Origin of the sequence: Shewanella mesophila, from assembly GCF_019457515.1 — a bacterium.
Classification (GTDB): Bacteria; Pseudomonadota; Gammaproteobacteria; order Enterobacterales; family Shewanellaceae; genus Shewanella; species Shewanella mesophila.
Genome location: NZ_CP080421.1, coordinates 2,077,265 through 2,097,543, shown reverse-complemented (window position 1 = coordinate 2,097,543; position 20,279 = coordinate 2,077,265). Strand labels below are relative to the sequence as shown.

Genomic DNA, 20,279 nt, shown 5'->3' with positions numbered 1-20,279 from the left:
CATTGATTCAGGTCAATGACCTCACGCCTATAAAACCGATCTGCTGAATATCTCGCCAGTTACAGATTGATTCTCCTTTGTTTATCAAATGCTATCGGTATAATGGCTACAAAATAACGACTCGACAGAGGTCTAAAAGTGTCTAATTCGATGAATGTTGATCCGCAAGAAATCGCAAAGTTTGAAAAGATGGCCGAAACTTGGTGGGATCCCGAAGGTGAATTTAAGCCACTGCATAAACTCAACCCGTTACGCTTAAACTTTATCGATCAAACCGTCGGCGGTCTTTTCGATAAACGAGTATTAGATGTCGGTTGCGGCGGTGGTATTCTCTCTGAAAGTATGGCTCGCATCGGCGCCAAGGTCGACGGGTTAGATATGGGCACAGAGCCATTAGATGTGGCGAGATTACATGCATTGGAGACGGGAGTTGAAATTAACTATATCCAAGATACCGCTGAAGCCCATCGCGATAACCATGTAGGCCATTATGATGTCGTCACCTGTATGGAGATGCTTGAACATGTTCCCGATCCTGCTTCTGTAATAAAAGCCTGCAGTGACATGGTAAAACCAGGCGGTTATGTTTTCTTCTCGACAATAAACCGTAATATCCGTGCTTATATAGAAACGGTTATTGGTGCAGAGTATATTTTAAAGATGCTGCCTGTTGGTACTCATGATCATAATAAGTATATCAAGCCGGCTGAGCTTATTTCGATGGCAGATGCTGCGGACTTGTTCTGTACCGATGCTGCCGGGATCACTTATAACCCGCTAACGGGTATCTTCCGTTATACCAAGAATCTTGACGTCAACTACATGATAGCGACGGTCAAAAATGACGATAATTAATCGTCATTTAAATTCTATAGATATCACTGGGGTGCTGTTCGATTTAGACGGCACCTTAGTCGATACCGCCCCCGATTTGGTCAACGCACTCAATCTTGCCCTCACTGAACATGGCTACCCAACCAAATCACTTGAGCAAGTTAGAGACGCAGCATCAAATGGTAGCTTAGCACTGGTTAATGCAGCGCAGCCTTCACTCAGTAACGAGGACAAGGCGCTGATCCAGCAGGCCCTGCTAGTACATTATGCTCGCGTCAATGGCGATCATGCACTGTTATTTGATGGAATTGCAGCACTGCTTGGTTATCTTGAGCAACATCGAATTCCTTTTGGCGTGGTAACCAATAAAGCGGCGCGCTTTGCCAGACCTTTATTGGAAAAACTTAATTTGATATCCCTGATGCCAGCAATGATTAGCGGAGATTCGACCTATTATAGTAAGCCCAATGCCGCACCTATGTTACTGGCGGCGCAGCAACTAAAATGTACGCCGAGATCGGTATTATATATCGGGGATGCTAGGCGCGATCTTGAAGCGGCGCATAACGCGAATATGCTTGGTGCTATTGCCATGTGGGGTTATATTGCCGAACACGATGATCCAGCCACTTGGCCACAAGACTTTAGCTTTAGCCGTCCAGAAGAGATTATCGCTTTACTAAAACAATCCCATCCATACAATAACGCTGCATCGAATAACAGTTATACCTGAACAAGCTTAGGTTATCTTGGTTAAAACGATCCCACCAATGTTGATGTCAATGATGATCTGCTCGATCGATTATAAAACTAGCGGTCCTTAAGTTTAAATTCAGCAGGCTAAAAGTTAACCTTTGGCATGTATCGCAATTAAAAACAAGGCTTAAAGGTTAGCCGTCACTAACACTAAGGTTTACCCCCAAGATATCCACAACTTGTCCCCTAAATTCACGCTTGCAATATGTCTACAACCTCACTATCTTGTATCCTAGAAAATATAAAACACCATATATTGTGTGTGGGTGATAATCGAAGCCACTAGAACATCGGTTGTGCATAGGCACTTTTCTTAACCCTTCGATTGTTTTTACAGGGAAACGTCGGGTGAACATATTGGCTCACCTCATCGCGATATTTAATTCAAGGCTTATCTTCAATGAACAGCAATATGCAGGTCACTAAACGCAGTGGCGAACGTGAGATCATCGATCTGGATAAGATCCATAGAGTGATCACTTGGGCGGCAAAAGGACTCAACAACGTCTCAGTTTCTGAGGTTGAATTACGTTCACATCTTCAGTTTTTTGATGGCATTCCAACTGAAGCCATTCATGAAACGATCATTAAGGCTGCGGCGGATCTTATTTCGCCAGAATCACCTGATTACCAGTTTCTGTCTGCACGCTTAGCGATTTTTCATCTACGTAAAAAGGCATTTGGTCAATTTGAACCGCCAAAACTTTATGACCACGTTGTGAAGCTAGTTGAGATGGGCAAATACGATACCCATATTCTAAACGATTACACTCGCGACGAACTTGATATTCTCGATAGCTATATTGACCACTGGCGCGACATGAATTTCTCTTATGCTGCGGTTAAGCAGTTGGAAGGGAAATATTTAGTCCAAAACCGAGTTACCCATGACATCTATGAAAGCGCGCAATTCCTGTATATTTTAGTGGCAGCATGTCTGTTCGCTAAATATCCAAAAGAGACCCGCTTAGATTATGTAAAACGTTTCTATGATGCGACCTCTACGTTTAAAATCTCATTGCCAACGCCAATTATGGCGGGTGTGCGCACGCCTACACGTCAGTTCAGCTCCTGTGTACTCATTGAGTGTGGTGACAGCTTAGATTCCATTAACGCGACGGCATCATCGATCGTCAAATACGTATCACAACGTGCTGGGATCGGGGTCAATGCTGGACGTATTCGCGCATTAGGAAGCCCTATTCGTGGTGGTGAAGCATTCCACACAGGTTGTTTACCCTTTTATAAGTATTTCCAAACTGCGGTAAAATCTTGCTCTCAGGGCGGCGTTCGTGGCGGTGCTGCGACCCTCTTCTACCCTATGTGGCATTTAGAAGTCGAGTCGCTACTTGTACTTAAAAACAACCGCGGTGTCGATGATAACCGTATCCGTCATTTGGACTATGGTGTTCAGATCAACAAGCTTATGTATCAACGCCTTATCCAAGGTGGGATGATCAGTTTGTTCAGCCCATCTGACGTACCAGGTATGTATGATGCTTTTTTTGAAGATCAAGACGAATTTGAACGTCTCTATCTTAAGTATGAAGCCGATGAAACTGTACGTAAGAAGCAGATCAAAGCGGTAGAGTTATTTGCATTAATGATGCAAGAGCGTGCATCGACAGGTCGTATCTATATTCAAAACGTCGATCACTGTAATACCCACAGTCCATTCGATTCGAAAGTGGCGCCAGTTCGTCAATCTAACTTATGTTTAGAGATTGCCTTACCGACTAAGCCGCTTAACAACATTAATGATCCTGATGGTGAAATTGCACTCTGTACCCTTTCGGCGCTTAACTTAGGTGCAATTAAAAATCTTGAAGAGCTAGAACCTCTAGCGGATCTTGCGGTACGAGCCTTAGATAACCTACTGGATTATCAAGATTACCCGATCACCTCGGCACATAAAGCGTCTATGAATCGCCGTACCTTAGGTATAGGTGTGATTAACTTTGCTAATTATCTAGCAAAAGAAGGTGTTCGATATTCAGATGGTTCTGCAAATGGGATCACTCATAGAACCTTTGAAGCGATTCAGTATTACCTGTTAAAGGCATCGGTTAATTTGGCGAAGGAACTAGGCGCCTGCCCGTTGTTCCATGAAACTAACTATGCGAAAGGTATTTTGCCAATTGATACCTATAAGCGTGATTTGGACTTAATTTGTGATGAGCCGCTGCATCTGGACTGGGATTCGCTGCGCGAAGAGATAAAGACTCACGGATTACGTAACTCGACACTGTCGGCGCTTATGCCATCGGAAACCTCCTCGCAGATATCTAATGCGACCAACGGTATCGAGCCACCACGAGGCTTGATTAGCGTTAAGGCGAGTAAAGATGGTCAGCTAAAGCAAGTCGTGCCCGATTTTGAAAAATATCAATACAGCTATGAGCTGTTGTGGCAAATGCCAGGTAATGAAGGTTACTTGCAATTAGTCGGTCTAATGCAGAAGTTCGTCGACCAATCTATTTCGGCCAATACTAACTATGATCCTAGCCGCTTCCCAGGTTCTAAAGTACCTATGCAAGTATTGCTTAAAGATCTATTGACCGCATACAAATATGGTGTAAAAACCCTCTACTATCACAACACTCGTGATGGTGCTTCAGATAGCCACGATGATATCACCGCTATCGAGAAAGAAGATGACAGTTGCGCTGGCGGCGCATGTAAAATCTAACCATAGATTTGTTAATTGGTATAACACGTTAATTTAAGGGGGCTGATGCCCCCATTATCGGAAGATAGAAAAAATGGCCTACTCAACATTTTGTCAAACACCAAATAACGCCGCACTAGAACCTATGTTTCTTGGGCAATCGGTTAACGTCGCGCGTTACGATATTCAAAAGTATGAAGTTTTCGAAAAGCTGATTGAGAAACAATTGAGCTTTTTTTGGCGTCCTGAAGAAGTTGATGTCAGTAAAGATAAAATCGATTATGCGGCGCTGCCCGATCATGAAAAGCACATTTTCATCTCCAATCTGAAATATCAGACGCTGCTTGATTCGATTCAGGGTCGTTCACCCAACGTCGCATTCTTACCTTTAGTGTCGTTACCTGAACTAGAAACTTGGATTGAGACTTGGTCTTTCTCTGAGACAATCCACTCGCGCTCTTATACCCATATTATTCGTAATATCGTTAACGATCCGTCGATTGTGTTCGATGATATCGTCGAAAACCAAGAGATCCTTAAACGTGCCAGTGATATTGCAGAATATTACGACCATTTGATCAAGTTGAGCCAAGCGTATCACTTACTCGGTGAAGGCATGCATGAGATCGATGGCCAGATGCTTGAAGTGACAAGGAGAGAGATCAAAAAAGCACTCTATCTTTGTACCGTATCGGTTAACGTATTAGAGGCGATCCGCTTCTATGTCAGCTTTGCCTGTTCTTTTGCTTTTGCCGAGCGTAGAGTCATGGAAGGTAATGCAAAGATTATTCGTCTTATCGCTCGTGACGAAGCACTACATCTTAATGGTACTCAGCACATGCTGAAGATCATGCAAGCCGGTAAAGATGATCCTGAGATGGGTGAGATCGCCAAAGAGTGTGAACAGATCGCGACCGATATTTTTGTTAAGGCCGCCGAGCAGGAAAAAGAGTGGGCGAAATACCTATTCAAAGATGGTTCAATGATTGGTCTTAATGAGCAGATCCTGTGCCAGTATGTCGAATACATTACTAACGAGCGCATGAAATCAGTAAACTTAGTCAGTCCTTATGCTGAGCAAACTAATCCATTGCCTTGGATGAAGAGCTGGCTAGAGAGTGATTCTGTTCAGGTCGCACCTCAAGAGGTTGAAGTCTCCTCATATCTTGTGGGTCAAATCGATTCTTCAATCGATGAGAGTGAGTTTGCGGACTTTAACCTGTAACAATGAGCGTAAATAAAACCAACTTGAATAAGCTGACACTCAAGAAGGCTCCTATTGTGAGCCTTCAAGGTCAACCCGTTCTGTTATATACCCTGCAGCATCAAAGTTTGCTGCAGGCGTTAGAGCAAAAAAAAGTCAAGATCTTCTCTGAATGTCGCAATGGTTTTTGTGGAGCCTGTAAAACCAAGATCATTCGAGGTGCTGTCAGTTACCACACCGAGCCCTTAGTCGAACTCGAAGCAGATGAGTGTCTGCCCTGCTGTTGTCACCCTGACGGCGATCTTGATTTGTCATTGTCACCTCAAGGGGCCGACGTCGTGATCATGCGACAATCAAAACAAGACCGTAACCAAAACCAAGATCATAAACAGGCTCAACAGCCGAATCCAACCCTCAAATACGCCACCAACGAAGCGTAATTCTTGTTTTACCCTCTTCTCATTTAAGCCGCCCAATAGCTGTGATTAGGTCAATTGAACCCTTGCATAGAAGCAAGCCGCCAATATTTTTGTGGTCGCTCAACGAAAAAGGCTACTCAAATGAGTAGCCTTTTTCTTAATCTGGCGGAGAGATAGGGATTTGAACCCTAGACGGGCTATAAACCCGTGCCGGTTTTCAAGACCGGTGCATTCGACCACTCTGCCATCTCTCCGAACGCCGCGAATAATATAGCTGACTCCCCCTGATGTAAAGCGAAAATTACCAACAGCCACTTATTCGTTTAACTATCAATCAATCTTTATGCTCCTCATCTCGATATAGTGCGATATTTGCAGGATCTGGCGCCTGAAGTTCCTTGGTTAACACTTTCCAATTGGCCAGCTTTCTCACTTTATACCCAGCTAATACTCCGACAGAACTTACGATTATTGCCAGCGCTATAGTCACCTCTCCCTCATGGGCCCATACAGCTACCAATGAAGACGCACCAAAGGCCATGCCTATCTGAAGAAAATTCTGTAAACCTGCAGCTTTTGCTGACGCCTGCTTGAAAACTTGTAGCGCACAATTAACAACGATGGGATAACAGGCACCGTTTGCTGCCGCTAGGATGGAGAAAATGATTAATAATGGCCATATGGTATCGCTTCTTAAAATTAAGGTGCTAAACGCAATACCAGCAACGCAGCTCCCAAATAATAGCAATAGTATCGCTAAGCTTTGTTCTACTCCTACCCTTCTGATTAACATCTTGCTCGTATACCCCCCCACGATGAACATGATGGTTTGCGGGATAAAACTTAAGCCGATCTCAGTAGCTTGATAACCATGCTGCTCCATCACAATCGGCCATAGGGTCAAATAGGAGAAAAATGCAGCTGAGCAAGCACCAAAAATCATCACATTCCCTAGGTATTTAGGGCTTTTAAACATATCTAAATAACTAACGCGTATAGATTGGTTTTCGTTAACATCACGCTTTACGGGGTCCTTTTTAACCCACAATACCGTGGCTAACATTAACAATACGGTTAGCACAGTTAACATGATAAAAATCGTTCTCCACTGGCTATGTTCCAGAACGTAGGCACCTAAGATCGGTGCTACTGCAGGTGACAATGCAACCAAAGGCATAATATTACTAAATACTTTTTGTGCTTCCGTAGCGTCATATTTGTCAATCACAATAGCTTGCCAAATAACCGCAGCACTACAGGCTCCCAGCGCTTGGAAAAAACGTCCTATATTGAACATTAACATTGAATCGCTTATCGCGATGGTATAGCTTGCTACACCAAACAGTAACAGACCAATAAGCAAACTAGCACGCTTACCATAGCGTTGAACGAGTGGGCCATAAAGTAGTTGACCAATGGCTAAGCCTGCTAAGAAAAAGGTCAATGAGCTTGCCACCTGGCTCGCACTTGCATCAAATGTCTGTTCAATTGATTTGAACGCAGGTAAATACATATCAGTTGCAACAAAACCTAACATACTGAGTAACGCTAAATATCCGAGAAACAGCAAATTACCGCTTTTATTAATGAATTTCATACATACACACTGTAACTAACGAGAAGAACCGCAGTGTAGATACTTGCCAATTGCTTGTGAAACGGTTATTTTTGCTTACAGCCTTCAAAATTAATCACAGCAGAGGTCGCAAGATGCTTTCAGAACAATCCATGCAACTTATCGATATGGTCGCAAGAGTAGGCAGTTTTACGGCGGCAGCGAATAAACTTCATAAAGTCCCTTCCGCTGTGAGTTACGCAGTCAAACAAGTGGAAGAGGAACTCGGAGTTGTACTGTTCGAACGCCATCATCGAAGCGTCAGTCTCACCCCTGCTGGTCTGCATTTTGTAAAACAAGTCAGGCAGATACTAACAAATCTAGAATCGTTAAAAGTCGATACTAAACAAGTTGCAAATGGTTGGCAGCCGACCCTGTCGATTGCGCTAGATAATATCGTCAGGGCAGACAAAATCAGTGTGCTTATTGCCGATTTCTATCGCCATTTTGATAATGTCGAATTGATCATTCGTATCGAAGTATTTAATGGCGTATGGGAAGCTATTGCTACGGGACGAAGTGATATTGCGATTGGTGCAACTACCGCGATTCCCGTTGGCGGCGAGTATCATTTTAAGGATATGGGAGATATAGAGTGGAGCTTCCTCGTCAGTAAGAACCATCCTCTAGCATCAATTGATCGTCCGCTTCACGATGATGAGCTTAGGTCCTACCCTTCAATTTGTTTAGAAGATACATCTAGAGAAATACCGAAGCGAATGACTTGGCTGCTGGAAAATCAACGCAGGCTGGTGGTTCCTGATTGGATACGCGCCATAAACTGTTTTCGTGAAGGACTTGGGATTGGCTATATGCCGAAGCATTTTGCCACACCTTTTGTGGCTGCTGGCGCTTTGATCGAAAAACAACTCGAACGTCCTAAGGCTCCTAGCCCATGCTGTTTAGCCTGGAATGACACCAATACCTCACCCGCGATGGCATGGGTACTCGACTATCTAGGCGATAGCGAAAAACTACAGAAAGATTGGTTTAACTAGTTTGTATTTTAAATATTTAATCGCTTTCACCTGAGGAACCGCTCAGGTATCATTGATTTTATTTAGGGTTAAAGCTTATTCATCTAATGGAACCGATGGGTAAATTTATACTCAAATAGAACATCAAGTTATTTAGAGTCACTGGAGACTACGATGACACAAGAAACACTTTATGCTGGACACGCTTCGACCCAAGAAGTAAACAAGCTACTGAAGAACACCTATATGTTACTGTCAATGACATTAGCATTTTCTGCATTGTGCGCGGGACTCGCAATGGTAATGCAGATAGGTCCAATGCTATCGCTTGGTCTTTCAATTGGGGGACTGGTTTTACTTTTTGTCACCTTACGTAAAGCGGAAAGCGCTGCAGGGCTGTTTTGGGTTTTTGCCTTTACGGGTATGGAAGGTGCGTCATTAGGTTACATGCTAAATCATTACGCTGGTATGGCTAATGGACCTCAACTAATTATGCAAGCACTCGGTTTAACTGCCGTCGTATTTGTTACCCTTAGTGGTTACGCCCTCACGACTAAGAAAGACTTTTCCTTTATGCGAGGCTTTTTAGTTGCAGGACTTGTGATTGCTATCGTTGCAGGTATTGCCAATATCTTTATCGGTAGCGGCACCGTCTTTATGGCGCTTAACGCAGGTGTTGCACTGTTAATGACGGGCTTTATCTTATTTGATACCAGCCGTATCGTTAATGGTGGTGAAACCAATTATATTCGCGCAACAATCTCCTTGTACTTAGATTTCTTAAATCTATTTATCTCTATTCTGCACCTTATGGGTGTGGGCGGTGATGATTAATTGGTGGTTTATATCTGACCTAAGGTTTGAGATATAACGCTAAACTGCGATAGAATAGCTCCCTGTAATGGGAGCTATTTTTTTTGCGTTCAACATGAACTACAGTGGATCTGATGAGTAAGATATTAATTCAAGTCAACCGCCCTGCCTACGGCAATGCTAATAGCCATCAGGCACTCAGTTTTGCAAAAGCTGCCGTTGAGCAAGGTCATGAAATAATTAGAGTGTTTTTTTATCAAGATGGTGTCCTGTCCACGAATGCATTAAATAGCCCAGCATCGGATGAATTTGATCTAACCAAGGCTTGGGCTGATTTTGGTGTTAAACATAAGGTGCCATTAATCAACTGCGTATCCGCAGCGCTAAGGCGTGGAGTCCTGTCTGAAGTCGAAGCGAGAGAAAACCAACTTCAACATTGGAACCTAGCAGCACCGTTTGTGATGGGTGGGCTTGGCGAACTGGTCACCGGCATTGAACACGCCGATCGGGTAGTCAGTTTTTAAGGCATATTTGTGAAAAAAATTACCGTAATATTTAGGCATGCGCCTCACGGAAAAGCCAATAGCAGAGAAGCACTCGATTTTGCTCTTCTAAGTGCCAGTTTCGAGCAGGTAGTAACTTTATTATTTGTTGACGATGGCGTATTGAATCTACTGCCGAACCAAACTCCGGCCCAGATCGGTGGTCGAGATTTTATATCGACATTTAAGGCCTTACCGCTTTACGACATCGAAGATGTCTTTGTGTGTGAAAGCTCTTTAACATCAATGGGACTGAGCACACAGGACTGTTTTATTGCGGTTCAAGCATTAAGCGCCGAGCAAATACAACAGCAACTTAAGCAAGCTGATGAAGTGTTGGTATACTGATGATCTTACATACTATTCAAGACTCTCCAACTCAAGATGCCGCCCTATCCTGCTGCTTACGTTATTGCAGCTTAGAGGACACGCTTCTACTGACTGGTGATAGTGTATATGCGCTACTGCATCCCTATTGGCAAGAGCAACTTCTACCTCGAAACTTACTGCTACTCGAAACGGACGTAAGCGCGCGAGGTTTGACTCATTTTCTGAGGCAATACAAACAGATCTCATTGGCAGAGTTTGTTAAACAAACAATGCTGCACTCAAAGGTAATTAGCTGGTGAACTATATTCAATATCAATCGCAACAAATTGAAGTCGACCCTCAAGGTTATTTAAAAAAGGTCTCAGACTGGAATGAGGAGCTTGCCGTCGTTATCGCTGAAAGTGAAAATATCGCGTTAACGCCAGCCCATTGGGAAGTGATACATTTTGTGCGAAACTTTTATCTAGAGTTCAACACCAGCCCGGCTATTCGTGTGTTGGTTAAAGCGATCGGACAAACATTAGGACCTGACAAAGGCAATTCAAAATACCTGTATACCCTTTTTCCTATCGGTCCAGCCAAGCAGGCGACTAAGATTGCTGGCTTACCAAAACCTGCTAAATGTATTTAACCTAGATTCGGATTATAGCCATAAAAATAATAAAGCCTAGCATTTGCTAGGCTTTATTTTATCGACGATTCAAGACCAATTTTGTAAAACGAGTAGTAAGGCTTTACCAAATGTAGCTAACATTACCGCACCAAATATACAAATAATCACTACATAGCTCAGCCATTGAAAATAGCGTCCACCATTATTCATTTAGCATATTTTCTCTAGGTGTTAGCCTATTTGAGTCAAGCCGCCCATATAGGGACGCAATACTTCAGGAACGGTAATCGAGCCGTCGGCATTTTGATAGTTTTCAAGCACTGCAACTAATGTACGTCCCACAGCTAGGCCAGAGCCATTAAGCGTATGTAACAATACAGGCTTTTTAGCAGACTTAGCCTTAAAACGTGCCTGCATACGACGTGCCTGGAAGTCTTGCATGTTACTGCAAGAAGAGATCTCACGATAAGTATTTTGCGCCGGCAACCACACTTCGATATCGAAGGTCTTCGCCGCACCAAAGCCCATATCGCCAGTACATAACACCACAGTACGGTAAGGTAAACCTAACTTTTGTAATACCGTTTCAGCATGCTGAGTCAGACTGTCTAACGCCGCCATCGAATCTTCAGGCTTAACCAACTGCACAAGTTCAACTTTATCAAACTGATGCTGCCTGATAAGACCACGAGTATCACGTCCGTAAGAGCCAGCTTCACTTCTAAAGCAAGCCGTATGTGCTGTTAATTTAACTGGCAATTCATCTTCATCGATTATGGTATCGCGTGCTAGGTTTGTTAACGGCACTTCTGCGGTAGGAATCAAGCTCAAGCCCTGTCCTTCTTCAGTTGCAGGTTTAGTGTGGAACAGGTCCTCACCAAACTTTGGCAACTGCCCCGTGCCGAGTAAGCTATCTTCATTCACCAAAAGTGGCACATAGGCTTCTGTATAACCGTGCTCTGTTGTATGCAGATCAAGCATAAATTGCGCTAATGCTCTATGCATACGGGCAATTTGACCTTTCATGACGATAAAACGAGAACCAGTGATCTTAACTGCATTCTTGAAGTCTAAACCGCTATGAAGCTCACCAAGATCAACATGGTCTTTGACTTCAAAATCAAACTGCTTAGGTTCACCCCAGCGACGGATCTCAACGTTTTCATTTTCGTCGGCACCAATAGGCGCTGACTCATCAGGAAGATTAGGCACACTCATCGCTATGCTATTAAGCTCTTCAAGTAAAACGGCCAACTCTGCCTTCTTACTCTCTAACTCAGCACCTAGATCCCCAACTTGAGCCATGATTGGCGCAACGTCTTCGCCTTTTGCTTTTGCCTGTCCAATAGACTTGGAAATCGCATTTCGTGACGCTTGTAACTCTTCTGTAGCCACTTGCAGTGACTTGCGCTTTTCCTCTAGCGAGCTTAAACGACCGACGTCTAAGATAAAACCACGAGTCGCTAAGCGCTCTGCTGTCGCTTCTAATTCCGTTCGTAAAAATTTGGGATCTAACATGTTTTTAGTTTCTTAATAGTTAAATACGAGAAAAAACCAACTGCTGCCCTAAGTAGACCATGAAAAGACATAGACAAAGGTTCAGAGCGATATTTATAAATGCTTTCAACCAATCACCTTGCTGAATAAGCAGCAAGGTTTCATTAGAAAAAGTTGAAAACGTGGTAAGTGCCCCTAAAAGGCCAACACCTACTAAAGCTTTTAATTCAGGACTGACATCACTGACCTGACCGAAGGCATAAATAGTCCCCATCAAGAAAGAGCCAATTACATTTACGACCAGTGTACCAAAAGGAAATGCTGAGCCAAATAGCTGAATCATGAATATTGAGATCAGATACCGAAAAACAGCACCAATTGATCCGCCAAGTGCCACAAACAGCAAATTATTCATAACGTTTGGTCTCACTTTGCTGATCCAGTTGAGCTAACGACTCCAACTTGGTCTTAATTCGCTTTTCAAATCCATGCTCACTAGGATAATAAAACCGACTATGCGCAAGTTCAGGGGGAAAATAACATTCACCACTGGCGTAAGAATGATCTTCGTCGTGAGCATATCGATACCCTTCACCTAAACCGATATCAGCCATTAATTTTGTTGGCGCATTACGCAAATGGTTCGGCACACTTGCCTGCCCAGTTTCTTTCGCTAACGCTCGTGCCGCTTTAAACGCGGTATAAACCGCATTACTCTTAGGCGCACTAGCGAGATAGACAATCGCTTGGGCAATGGCGCGCTCTCCTTCTGATGGCCCCACGCGATGAAAACACTCCCAAGCATTGAGCGCGACCGTCATCGCCACAGGATCGGCATTGCCAATATCTTCAGAGGCTATCGCCAGTAGTCGCCTCGCAATATAAAGCGGATCACAGCCCCCTTCGAGCATTCGGCAAAACCAATAGAGCGCGGCATCTGGCGCGGAGCCTCTAATCGACTTATGTACAGCGGAGATCAAGTCATAATATTGATCGCCATTTTTATCAAAACCCGCGAGTTGTTGACCCGCAACCTCGATAAGCAATTGCTCGTTGAAGGTGCCGGCATCTGGGAGCATATCACTCATCAACTCAATAAGATTGAGCGCCTTACGTGCATCCCCCTCACAGATGTTGGCCAGTTTTAACGCCACATCTGTTGGCATAACAAGCTGACGTTTGCCCAGCCCACGCTCTATATCAGCAATGGCCTGCTGGACAATATCGACGATTTCATCGTTCTCTAAGCGTTTTATCAGATAAACCCGTGCGCGCGATAGCAAGGCGTTATTGATCTCAAACGATGGGTTTTCCGTGGTGGCGCCGATAAAGATAACGGTGCCATCTTCGATAAAGGGCAAAAACGCATCTTGCTGACTCTTATTAAAGCGATGCACTTCATCGACAAACAATAATGTTCTTTGTCCACGGGATTGAGCGACATTTTTGGCATGTTCAATCGCAGCACGGATCTCTTTTACCCCCGATGTCACCGCAGAAATTCGCTCTACATGAGCATTGGTATACTTTGCAATTAACTCTGCGAGAGTCGTCTTGCCAGTGCCTGGCGGCCCCCACAACATCATAGAGTGCGCGCGGCCAGCTTCAAGCGCCATTCTCAAAGGCTTGCCGTCATCTAGCAAGTGACCTTGACCAATATATTGCTCAATCGTTTCAGGCCGCATTCGTGCAGCTAGCGGCCTAAAATCAGGTGCAAAATCAAAGCTCAAACTCGACACAAAAAAACCTTAATTAATGGCTTTAAGACGCTGATCATCAATATCAACGCCTTCTGGAACAATAAATTTAAACAAGGCACTATCACTAGCTGTTAGCTTTCGCTGCTCACTCAACTGAAACTGGCTGATGTTGCCTTGCTGATCTTCAAGCTTCATAGAGGTCAAACTATCCGTTGAAAAACAAACCTCAACTTCAGCCACTCCTGAATCGACACTTTTAGGTTCGATCTGATAACAATCATCTGACAACGTCACGTTATACTGCTGCCAAGTGATTTCATCACGATGAACCAGTAACGCAATTGGTGATGCATCAATGGCTTGATTAAGATCGAGTACAGAAACCTCTTCGGCAAAGGGATTATAGATCCAGACATCGCTGCCATCTGCAACGATAAGCGACTCATCAGGAGCCGTTAAATGCCAGTAAAATTGATTAGGCACCGCTAATGCAAACTGCCCCGTACCTTGTTGAATAAGCTTACCGTTAATGTCAACCACGGTTTGGTTAAACTCAGCTTTTAAGCTATCGAGCTCAACTAATTTCTGTTTTAATGTGGCAGAGTCATCTGCGCTAACGCTTGTTGTAAACAATGTCGCAAGACTCAATGTTAATAAAGAAATTGTTTTCAACATTTGGTTTCCTATATGGTTTCTAAATTGCTGAATAATTACCAATTAATAATTTTTAGGTGGTGGAGGCGCTAATACTTCACGGTTACCGTTGTGCCCCTGCGAGCTGACAACGCCTTGCGCTTCCATCTGTTCAATAATACGTGCGGCTCGGTTATAACCAATCTTGAATTTACGCTGCACACTCGAAATTGAACCTCGACGAGTTTCGGTGACAAACGCAACGGCTTCATCATAAAGCGCATCGGTATCCTCATCGCTTTCAGCTGCTTCGCCAGGCAATAGCACTTGCTCACCTTCCGCTGAACCTTGCAAAATTTCATCTATATACTGTGGCTTACCACGATTATGCCAATCGGCAACCACTGCATGAACCTCATGATCGTCGATAAATGCGCCATGCACGCGATTTGGAACACTCGTCCCAGGCGGCAGATATAACATATCTCCCATACCAAGCAGCGCTTCGGCCCCTTGTTGATCTAATATGGTGCGCGAATCGATACGAGATGACACCTGAAATGCCATACGAGTCGGTATGTTTGCCTTAATAAGACCTGTGATAACATCCACCGAAGGACGCTGGGTTGCTAAGATTAAGTGGATCCCCGCTGCACGCGCTTTTTGAGCGATCCGTGCTATCAGTTCTTCTACTTTTTTCCCAACAATCATCATCATATCGGCAAACTCATCGACTACCACAACTATTGAAGGCAGTTTATCTAGCTCGGGGGCCTCAGGTTCCATACTGTCTTGTGAACGCCAAAGCGGATCGGTTATCACCTCTCCACGTGCTTTTGCATCTTTAATCTTGGCGTTATAGCCTTTAAGATTTCGCACCCCTAATGCAGACATTAGTTTATAGCGACGTTCCATCTCCCCTACGCACCAACGCAGCGCATTGGCTGCCTCTTTCATATCGGTGACAACTTCACATAGCAGATGCGGGATCCCTTCATAAACAGAAAGCTCCAACATCTTAGGATCGATCATGATAAAACGAACGTCATCGGGTCCTGATTTATACAGCAAACTGGTGATCATCACATTTACGCCGACCGATTTACCAGAACCCGTAGTACCTGCAACCAGTAGATGTGGCATTTTACCAAGATCAACAACGACAGGCTCACCGGCGATATCTTGCCCTAATACCATACTAAGGTGAGATTGACTATTAGCAAAAGCGTCACTGTCTAGTACGTCACGCATATAGACGGTTTCGCGGAATTTATTGGGTAATTCAAGCCCTACATAGGCTTTCCCAGGAATAACCTCGACCACTCGGACACTTTCAGCAAGCAGAGAGCGGGCCAAATCTTTAGACAAATTAGTGATCTTTGATGCTTTGACACCTGGCGCTAGCTCTAATTCAAATCGTGTCACTACGGGGCCAGGAAAAACCCCAACAACATTCGCCACAATGTTAAAGTCTGCCAATTTAACTTCAACCAATCTGGCGACTTGTTCCAGCTCTTCGGTACTAATTGGGTTAGCTTTTCTGTCAGGGACATCGAGCAAGGAGATGTCCGGTAACGGCGTTGTAGGCTTACTCGGTTGCGCCGCCTCACCACCTGGCAAAATGACAATGCCATCGACAATTTTAGCCTTGTCATCTTTACGCTTTGAATCAACAACGGCGCCGACTGAATGCTTAGTATCAAAATCGATAGTTTCAATATCACCCTGCAGTTCAGGTTCATCATAGGCTTCAAATGACTCAGACTGATCAGCAAGCTTGTCAGATTGATTGACCTTAGGTCGAACACGAATTTTAGGTAAACTGAATGACGATTCAATCTCCTGTGGTGATTGCTCTGCAACGTCGTCAATTAAGTCTTCGTCTTGATCGGACACATCTCTTTGTGAGCGTTTTTCCTTAAAACGATCAAATACTGACATAAACCCTTTAGTATCATCTGTTTCTGGCGCGCTTGAAAACCTTTCTGGGATAGTCTTAAGTTGTAGGAAACACCAAATCGTGGCAAATCCAACCGCATCGATAATCGTTAGCCAACTGACACCCGTTAACAGAGTAAATCCTGCGCCAACGAAACAGAGTAATAATAAGGTGGTCCCGAGCTGATTAAAATAAGGCAGCATGGCGCCAGCAATAACGTCTCCAGATACTCCACCGGCTGAGAACTCGTAAATATCATTAGCATTCATGCTTGCCAGCGCCGCTAGACTGAACATGATAAGCAAAAAGCCAATTAGCCTTAAGCCTACCGAAAAGTAGTCCACTTCGAGTAATTTATGGATCCGCTTGAAAAGCAACCAGCCCGTTAACGCAACGATTAACGGAATGATATAGGCCGTGTATCCAAAAAAATAAAACAAGACATCGGCCAACCAAGCACCTACCGCGCCGGTAAGGTTATTTATCTCGCCTTCAAAATTAGACTGACTCCAACCTGGATCGGAAGAATGAAAGCTGCTTAGCGCAAGTAAGATAAATGTCGCAGCCATGCAGCAGATGATGAGCCCTCCTTCAAGAAGGCGCTGCACTCCACTGAGTGTTTTTACACTATTTCCTTTAGTCAAACGAAAACCCACGATGAAGAAAATGATATGTGAAGCTAAGATATCAAAATAATTTGCTAGATGCAGCGTTTTCCCTGCCTATACAGCACAATAGCTCTAGATTGATGAATTACTGGCGAAATTATATGCGGGGAGAAAAAAAAGGAGCTACGAAAGCTCCTTTTTTATCGATACAAATCGATTTATGACTCTAACGTTACATTAATTGCAACTCTATTGGTTTGCTTAACTTCTTCCATCACAACGTAAGTACGCGTATCTGAAACAGCAGGCAACTTCAGTAAAGTTTCACCTAACAAGCGGCGGTATGCAGACATATCCGATACACGAGTTTTCAATAAATAATCAAAATCGCCCGAAACTAGATGACATTCTTGAATATCATCTAGTAGCTGAACTGCCCGATTAAATTTATCAAATACTTCGGCGGTATCGCGATTTAGCGTAATCTCAACAAACACTAATAGAGACGCACCCAAATAATGGGGGTTTACTAGCGCCGTATATCCATTGATGTAACCTTGCTTTTCGAGTCTTTTAACTCTCTCTAAACAGGGTGTAGGACTCAGCCCAACACGCTTAGATAGTTCAACATTTGAAATGCGACCATCAATTTGCAACTCGTTAAGTATGTTACGATCGATCCGATCTAAGTCTTTTATAGGACTCTTTTTATTATTAACCATATTTTTAACCTTGCTTTATCACTAAAACAACATTTATTACTACGTATGTCAAAACTTCAGCAGCATTAACTACCGAACTGATACTATACTAGATTTCCCTGAAACAATCACGTTCAGGGGTAATAAAATAACAATTCAACCCACTTTAAATGGGTTTTTATGCATTTTGAGGCTCGAAGATGATAATTGGTGTACCTAAAGAAATCAAAAACCACGAATATCGTGTTGGTATGGTTCCGTCAAGTGTTCGCGAATTGACCATTAAAGGTCATGAAGTTTATGTAGAAACAAATGCGGGTGCAGGAATTGGGTTTGATGACCAGGACTATGTCGATGTCGGCGCATCTATCTTAAACACTGCAGCTGAAGTTTTTGCTAAAGCAGAAATGATTGTAAAAGTTAAGGAACCACAAGCGGTTGAACGTGCAATGCTACGTGAAGACCAGCTGCTATTTACTTATCTTCACCTCGCACCAGACCTACCTCAAACGGAAGAGCTGGTTAAAAGTGGTGCCGTTTGTATTGCATATGAAACAGTTACCGACAATCGCGGCGGACTACCACTGCTAGCACCTATGTCAGAAGTCGCTGGCCGTATGTCAATTCAAGCTGGGGCGATGGCGTTAGAGAAATCTAAAGGCGGCCGCGGCATGCTACTCGGCGGCGTACCAGGTGTTGAGCCTGCTAAAGTGGTTATCATCGGCGGTGGTATGGTTGGAACGAACGCAGCGCAGATGGCTGTCGGCCTTGGTGCTGATGTTGTTATTATTGACCGTAGTATCGACGCACTTCGTCGATTAAACGTACAGTTCGATAATCGCGTCAAAGCTATCTACTCGACGGCAGATGCCATTGAAAAACATGTCCTTGAAGCCGATCTTGTAATTGGCGGCGTATTGGTTCCTGGTGCTGCCGCACCTAAGCTGGTAACTAAAGAACACATCAAGCGCATGAAGCCAGGCAGCGCCATCGTTGACGTTGCCATTGACCAAGGTGGCTGCGTTGAGACCTCTCACGCGACTACCCATCAAGATCCAACTTATATTGTTGATGATGTCGTCCATTACTGTGTTGCCAATATGCCAGGAGCGGTCGCCCGTACGTCAACATTTGCGCTAAATAACGCAACATTGCCATATATCATCAAGTTAGCCGATCTTGGCTACCGTAAGGCGCTACTTCAAGACCAACACTTGCTAAACGGCCTCAACGTTATGCATGGTAAAATCACTTGTAAAGAGGTTGCCGAAGCACTGAACCTAGAATTTGTCGATCCTAGTGTTTTACTTGGCTAATCGATTTTAAGCATTAAATGAGGGAGCCACACGGCTCCCTTTTTCGATTAGGACAATCTAAAAGATTGGCTTTACCCTAAGCGCTAAATTCCCTACAATCGCTGCAATTCGCTAAAGGCACGGAGAAAAAGATGAGCCAAGCTAGACACTGTAACTTACTAATTCTGGGTTCTGGCCCTGCAGGATACACTGCTGCAGTTTATGCTGCCAGAGCTAACCTAAAGCCGGTTATGATCACTGGTATGCAGCAAGGTGGACAATTAACCACCACAACAGAAGTCGAAAACTGGCCAGGTGATGCAGATGATCTTACTGGTCCAGCACTCATGGAACGTATGCAGAAACATGCTGAGAAATTTGAGACCGAAATCATTTTCGACCATATCAATGAAGTTAATCTACAAGTCCGTCCTTTCCAGCTAAAGGGTGATAGCGGTGAGTACACCTGCGATGCGTTAATTGTTTCAACTGGCGCTTCTGCTATGTATTTAGGTTTGGAATCAGAAGAAACATTTAAAGGTAAAGGCGTATCTGCTTGTGCTACCTGCGATGGTTTTTTCTATCGCAACCAGAAAGTTGCCGTGATCGGTGGTGGTAACACGGCCGTTGAAGAAGCACTTTATCTGAGTAACATCGCTTCAGAAGTCCATCTTATTCATCGTCGTGATAGTTTCCGTTCTGAAAAAATTCTCACTAAGCGTCTGATGGATAAAGTTGAAAACGGTAATATTATTTTGCACTTAGACAACACTTTAGACGAGGTTGTTGGTGACAAAATGGGGGTTACCGGCCTAAAGATGAAGAGCACTAGAGATGGGTCAATTAAAGAGATTGACGTTATGGGCGTATTCGTTGCTATTGGTCATAAACCCAATACCCAAATGTTCGAAGACCAATTAGCCATGAATAATGGTTACATCAAGGTACAGAGTGGGCTCGACGGAAACGCGACTCAAACCAGTATCGAAGGCGTATTTGCCGCAGGCGATGTGATGGATCAACATTATCGTCAAGCGATCACTTCAGCCGGTACGGGTTGTATGGCCGCGCTTGATGCCGAAAGATATTTAGACGCATTGAAATAACCGATGAGCATAATGAAAAAGCAGACATA

Annotated in this window: 20 protein-coding genes and 1 tRNA gene; 13 read left to right on the top strand and 8 right to left on the bottom strand. The window is 43.9% G+C overall.

Translation table 11 applies throughout. From position 1 onward, the window contains the following. Positions 1-150 precede the first annotated feature (150 nt). From ubiG to yfaE, 5 genes are all read left to right on the top strand, one after another. On the top strand, positions 151-855 hold the full coding sequence (gene ubiG / locus K0I73_RS09185; protein WP_434086706.1) for a bifunctional 2-polyprenyl-6-hydroxyphenol methylase/3-demethylubiquinol 3-O-methyltransferase UbiG: 705 nt from the start codon (positions 151-153) through the stop codon (positions 853-855). After that, a complete protein-coding gene (locus tag K0I73_RS09180; protein WP_220064145.1) occupies positions 842-1,567 on the top strand; it encodes an HAD family hydrolase in 726 nt (241 codons plus the stop codon). The genes ubiG and K0I73_RS09180 overlap by 14 nt, the downstream gene beginning before the upstream one ends. A gap of 423 nt (positions 1,568-1,990) precedes the next feature. Further along, the gene (gene nrdA, locus K0I73_RS09175) at positions 1,991-4,279 is read left to right on the top strand and encodes a class 1a ribonucleoside-diphosphate reductase subunit alpha (RefSeq protein WP_220064144.1); all 2,289 of its coding nucleotides are present in this window, start codon (positions 1,991-1,993) and stop codon (positions 4,277-4,279) included. A gap of 73 nt (positions 4,280-4,352) precedes the next feature. Further along, on the top strand, positions 4,353-5,483 hold the full coding sequence (nrdB, locus tag K0I73_RS09170; RefSeq protein ID WP_220064143.1) for a class Ia ribonucleoside-diphosphate reductase subunit beta: 1,131 nt from the start codon (positions 4,353-4,355) through the stop codon (positions 5,481-5,483). Positions 5,484-5,485: 2 nt separating this feature from the next. Next, positions 5,486-5,902, top strand: a complete 417-nt coding sequence (gene yfaE, locus K0I73_RS09165) for a class I ribonucleotide reductase maintenance protein YfaE (RefSeq protein ID WP_220064142.1) — start codon at positions 5,486-5,488, stop codon at positions 5,900-5,902. A gap of 142 nt (positions 5,903-6,044) precedes the next feature. On the opposite strand, the gene K0I73_RS09160 is transcribed toward yfaE, so the two are convergent. Further along, a tRNA-Ser gene (locus K0I73_RS09160) sits at positions 6,045-6,135 on the bottom strand. An 80-nt stretch (positions 6,136-6,215) separates the two neighbouring features. Then, a complete protein-coding gene (gene punC / locus K0I73_RS09155) occupies positions 6,216-7,478 on the bottom strand; it encodes a purine nucleoside transporter PunC (RefSeq protein WP_220064141.1) in 1,263 nt (420 codons plus the stop codon). A 113-nt stretch (positions 7,479-7,591) separates the two neighbouring features. Here punC and punR point away from each other — a divergent pair, with 113 nt between their 5' ends. The 6 genes from punR to K0I73_RS09125 all read left to right on the top strand — a co-directional run bounded on the left by punR (position 7,592) and on the right by K0I73_RS09125 (position 10,789). Beyond that, positions 7,592-8,494 (top strand): DNA-binding transcriptional activator PunR, encoded by a 903-nt coding sequence (punR, locus tag K0I73_RS09150; RefSeq protein ID WP_220064140.1) that lies wholly within the window; start codon positions 7,592-7,594, stop codon positions 8,492-8,494. Positions 8,495-8,647: 153 nt separating this feature from the next. Continuing rightward, positions 8,648-9,307 carry a Bax inhibitor-1/YccA family protein gene (locus tag K0I73_RS09145; protein ID WP_220064139.1) on the top strand — a complete coding sequence of 220 codons (660 nt, stop codon included), beginning with the start codon at positions 8,648-8,650 and terminating at the stop codon, positions 9,305-9,307. A gap of 113 nt (positions 9,308-9,420) precedes the next feature. Beyond that, positions 9,421-9,810, top strand: coding sequence for a sulfurtransferase complex subunit TusD (tusD, locus tag K0I73_RS09140; RefSeq protein WP_220064138.1), 390 nt, complete (start codon positions 9,421-9,423; stop codon positions 9,808-9,810). 9 nt (positions 9,811-9,819) lie between these two features. Continuing rightward, complete coding sequence (gene tusC, locus K0I73_RS09135; protein WP_220064137.1) at positions 9,820-10,176, top strand: sulfurtransferase complex subunit TusC; 357 nt, start codon at positions 9,820-9,822, stop codon at positions 10,174-10,176. After that, complete coding sequence (tusB, locus tag K0I73_RS09130; RefSeq protein WP_220064136.1) at positions 10,176-10,457, top strand: sulfurtransferase complex subunit TusB; 282 nt, start codon at positions 10,176-10,178, stop codon at positions 10,455-10,457. The genes tusC and tusB overlap by 1 nt, the downstream gene beginning before the upstream one ends. Next, positions 10,454-10,789, top strand: a complete 336-nt coding sequence (locus K0I73_RS09125; RefSeq protein ID WP_434086705.1) for a TusE/DsrC/DsvC family sulfur relay protein — start codon at positions 10,454-10,456, stop codon at positions 10,787-10,789. The genes tusB and K0I73_RS09125 overlap by 4 nt, the downstream gene beginning before the upstream one ends. Positions 10,790-11,002: 213 nt before the next feature. Here K0I73_RS09125 and serS read toward each other — a convergent pair whose 3' ends face one another. The 6 genes from serS to lrp all read right to left on the bottom strand — a co-directional run bounded on the left by serS (position 11,003) and on the right by lrp (position 17,870). Beyond that, positions 11,003-12,289: a serine--tRNA ligase gene (gene serS, locus K0I73_RS09120; protein WP_220064135.1), complete on the bottom strand. Its 1,287-nt coding sequence runs from the start codon at positions 12,287-12,289 to the stop codon at positions 11,003-11,005. Between the two features lie 19 nt (positions 12,290-12,308). Beyond that, a complete protein-coding gene (crcB, locus tag K0I73_RS09115; protein ID WP_220064134.1) occupies positions 12,309-12,683 on the bottom strand; it encodes a fluoride efflux transporter CrcB in 375 nt (124 codons plus the stop codon). Beyond that, complete coding sequence (locus K0I73_RS09110) at positions 12,676-14,007, bottom strand: replication-associated recombination protein A (protein ID WP_220064133.1); 1,332 nt, start codon at positions 14,005-14,007, stop codon at positions 12,676-12,678. Before K0I73_RS09110 ends, crcB begins: the two co-directional genes overlap by 8 nt. 9 nt (positions 14,008-14,016) lie before the next feature. After that, complete coding sequence (gene lolA, locus K0I73_RS09105) at positions 14,017-14,643, bottom strand: outer membrane lipoprotein periplasmic chaperone LolA (protein WP_220064132.1); 627 nt, start codon at positions 14,641-14,643, stop codon at positions 14,017-14,019. 42 nt (positions 14,644-14,685) lie between these two features. Continuing rightward, positions 14,686-17,184 (bottom strand): DNA translocase FtsK, encoded by a 2,499-nt coding sequence (locus K0I73_RS09100; RefSeq protein ID WP_220064131.1) that lies wholly within the window; start codon positions 17,182-17,184, stop codon positions 14,686-14,688. 182 nt (positions 17,185-17,366) lie between these two features. Further along, positions 17,367-17,870, bottom strand: a complete 504-nt coding sequence (gene lrp / locus K0I73_RS09095; RefSeq protein ID WP_011865823.1) for a leucine-responsive transcriptional regulator Lrp — start codon at positions 17,868-17,870, stop codon at positions 17,367-17,369. Between the two features lie 179 nt (positions 17,871-18,049). On the opposite strand from lrp, the gene ald reads away from it, so the two are divergent. Both ald and trxB read left to right on the top strand, forming a co-directional pair. Further along, on the top strand, positions 18,050-19,165 hold the full coding sequence (gene ald, locus K0I73_RS09090) for an alanine dehydrogenase (protein ID WP_220064130.1): 1,116 nt from the start codon (positions 18,050-18,052) through the stop codon (positions 19,163-19,165). A 131-nt stretch (positions 19,166-19,296) separates the two neighbouring features. Continuing rightward, complete coding sequence (trxB, locus tag K0I73_RS09085; protein WP_220064129.1) at positions 19,297-20,250, top strand: thioredoxin-disulfide reductase; 954 nt, start codon at positions 19,297-19,299, stop codon at positions 20,248-20,250. Positions 20,251-20,279: the final 29 nt, after the last annotated feature.